We start from the raw sequence: 3,213 nt of genomic DNA, 5'->3' as shown, positions 1-3,213 counted from the left end.
GTTGAGCTTATTATTGACTAGAGTCATGCTCCGTCCCGCTTACGCGAACGGCAAGGGCTGTCTGGGTTGGTCAGCGGGGTTGTGCTGCTCTTGCTGGGGTTGCCCACGTTGGCCCAGCCTGTCCCAACTTCTCCAGGACTCTTGACGATGCAAGCCCAGACCCACTCCACCTATCGCACCGGGTTTCAGCGCTGGCGGGCAGGAGAAGCTCAGGGGTTTCAGCACTGGTCAACCCAAGGGATCCGCCTGAACGCCCAAGGGCAATTGGTCTTGGATCCAGAGGGTTTGCGGCAAGAAGTCAGCCTTGAAGAGCCTGAGGTGGCGCTAAGGACTCCGTCCCGCTTACGCGATCGGGGGCGCCCTTTCTATCCCCTTGGCCCCTACTGGGTGGGAGAAGCCACCAGCCCAGCAGTCCCCACCAGCTTCCCTATGGTCGGGGCAATCGCTTCCTGGAATGCCACCACGCCCCCCGGCACCTGGTTGGAACTGTGGATTCGGGCCAAGCTTTCAGACCGCTGGACAAAGTGGTATCACGGCGGGGTATGGGCTGCGGATCCCTTGACTCTGGCCAGCCACTCAGTGCAAGGACAAGAGGATGAGGATGGCAACCTGTACACGGACTTGCTGGTGCTCAAGGATACCCTCAACGGAGCAGAAGCCTTCCAGGTCAGGGTGCGCCTGTTCACGCAAGAGCCAGGCCGTTCTGCCGTTGTGGATCAGGTGGCAGTTGCCATTTCCAACGAGCCGGTCAGGCCCAGCCGCCTATCCCCTGGGGATCCCAGCCGCTGGGGCAAAATCTTGGATCTGCCTTGGTGCTCCCAGATGGTGTACCCCGATGGGGGAGAGGTCTGGTGTAGCCCCACCTCTTTGGCGATGGTGATGGCCTACTGGAAGCGGGATCCCCGCCCCTGTGAGCTGCTGGTGCGCGCAGCGGTGGCCGGTGTGTACGACCGGGTCTACGACGGCCATGGCAACTGGGTTTTCAACGTCGCCCATGCTGCCGAGCAGGGTTTGTCCGGCGTGGTGGCGCGGCTGGAGAGCTTGGCCCAAGCAGAAGCCTGGATCGCGGCAGGGGTTCCGGTGGTCCTCAGCTATGCCTGGGGCGAGGGAGAACTGGAAGGGGCGCCGATCCCCAAAAGCAAGGGTCATTTGGCGGTGCTGGTGGGATTTGCTCGCGGCAGCGGTGCGGAGCAGTTTAGCCACGGGGATCCCATCGTCCACGATCCGGCGGCCAAAACCAACGAAGAGGTTCGCCGTACCTACCGCCGCGAACAGCTAGAGTCGTTGTGGCTGGAGCACTCCGGGGGTACCGTCTACTTGATTCATCCGCGAGAGTGGCCTGTCCCCACTCTATAGCCGAACCGGGCGAACGCGGGCAGCATCGACTTACAGCGCTACCGCTATGGCCTGGATGATTTCCTGGCCGCTGAAACTGCTATCTGGTCTTTCGGTGGGGATTTGAGTAAGGATAGATGGAGTGAGGAGTGCGACTCACCTGCGGGTGAGGATGGTTGGTCATGAATAGGAATGCGGTTCAGGGGCCAAGGCATTGGTCGAGGTGGCTCCTGCGGCAGAGAGGGTGCTGGGCAATTCTCGCCGGTTTGTACGCTGATGAAGGTAAGCGTGGGGGTTTGGGTTTCCGCCATTTCCCAGTTTGTGGGAGGGGATGAGCTGCATCATGCCACGACGGGCTTCCCTGACACCGCTACCTTGGCCTGCGCTGAGTGCCTTGGTGCTGGCTCTCTCGGGCTGTGGCGAGCTTTCTTCTTCTAGTCTGTCTCCCAGCGTTGTTCCCCCTGCGGCCCTACAGCCGGTTTTAACTCCAACTCCTCTCCCTCCCTCCCCGCTTTCTCTGACTTTCGAGCAAGCCCGCCAGTCCGGCTTGTCGGTGCCCAGCAACCGCATCGTTCTGCTGCTCCAGGAACAGGGATCCGATCTGGTGGCCCAGCTACCGGCCTCAGAGGTGGATCGCTGGCTGGCTCGCACTCCCACCTGGCCGGGGGTGGAAGGGATCGACCTGAGCATTACCCTGGGCACTTATCGCCAAACCGCCACTGCCCCTCTGCGCCCAGGGCAACCGGCCACCTTCACCTTTACCAACCCCCCCGCCGGAGAAGCGGAGCTCAGCGCCATTGCCTATCGGGGATCCACCACTCTGGCGCAAGGGAAGGGATCCCTGACCCTTTCTGTCCGCTCTGGGGGTTCTGGCGGTGCTAACCGTCCTCCCCAAGACACAGAGCGTCAGCGTCGCCTTTCGATGTTGGTGCTCTCTGAGGTGGGGGTACCGCTGCTGCACACCAGCTCGGCAGCGCCCACCCTTGGCCAGCCGTTGCTGCTCTCAGGGGAAAATTTGGAGCGGGTGGAAACAGTTCTCTTTGCTGCAGCAGCCAATCCCGAGCGCATCCTGAAGGGGGAAATTCGCTCCCGCAGCGGTGACCGCCTGGTGGTGATGCCGCCTTCTTCTCTTTCCGGCTCGGTTTGGGTTGCCGTTGCGGATGCTTCCGGGCAAGGGCTGGGTACACTGGTCTACGATTGGCCTGCAGCTACTCCCTCCCCCAATCCCTCTCCCACCCCCACTGCTCCGGCAGCATCGGCCTGGGTGGTGGAAACTTTGCTGGATGGCCGCACATCCCCCGCAGCAGATCCTGTTGGCAACACCCCTGATGACACCGGCACCGAGTCCAGGATCTACCTGCAGCAGATCGGCGGCATTGCCGTGGATCCAGAAGGAGCCTTCTATTTAGCCGATAGAGCCCAGCACCGTATCTTTCGGCTTTCTCCAGAAGGGGAATTGGAAGTTTGGGCCGGCACAGGCCAAGCAGGCCGCCGCGACGGAGCAGCCAATCAAGCTCAGTTTGACTCCCCACAGGGGCTGCTCTGGGATCCCAAGGGGGGATTGTGGGTGGCCGACAGCGGCAACCATTGCCTGCGCTATATCAACCTGCAACGACAGGTGAGCACCTTTGCCGGCACTTGTATAGCCGGATACCGAGATGGGGGGCTTGACCGAGCTCAGTTCCGGGAGCCATCTGGGCTGGCTTTGGGTTCAGATGGCAGCCTCTACGTTGCCGACCGCGCCAATCGCCGCATCCGCCGCATCACCCCTGCAGGTGAAGTGACCACGGTTGCCGGCACCGGCCAGCCGGGATCCGTCGATGGCCCAGCAGAACAGGCCCAGCTCCTGCAGCCCACGGCTCTGGCGGTGGATAAGGA

The 3,213-nt window shown here is 62.2% G+C and carries 2 protein-coding genes; both read left to right on the top strand.

Annotation, left to right across the window (positions count from 1 at the left end; all coding sequences use genetic code 11):
* The first annotated feature begins 66 nt into the window (after nucleotides 1-66).
* Nucleotides 67-1,356, top strand: a complete 1,290-nt coding sequence (locus NW856_RS02890; RefSeq protein WP_414398999.1) for a peptidase C39 family protein — start codon at nucleotides 67-69, stop codon at nucleotides 1,354-1,356.
* A 322-nt stretch (nucleotides 1,357-1,678) separates the two neighbouring features.
* Nucleotides 1,679-3,213 (top strand): hypothetical protein (locus NW856_RS02885; RefSeq protein WP_414398998.1); only part of this gene is annotated, 1,535 nt, incomplete at its 3' end.

Origin of the sequence: Synechococcus sp. R3-13, from assembly GCF_047462195.1 — a bacterium.
GTDB lineage: Bacteria > Cyanobacteriota > Cyanobacteriia > Thermostichales > Thermostichaceae > Thermostichus.
Note: the sequence above shows the minus strand (reverse complement) of the source record. Positions and strands in the feature narration are given on the sequence as shown.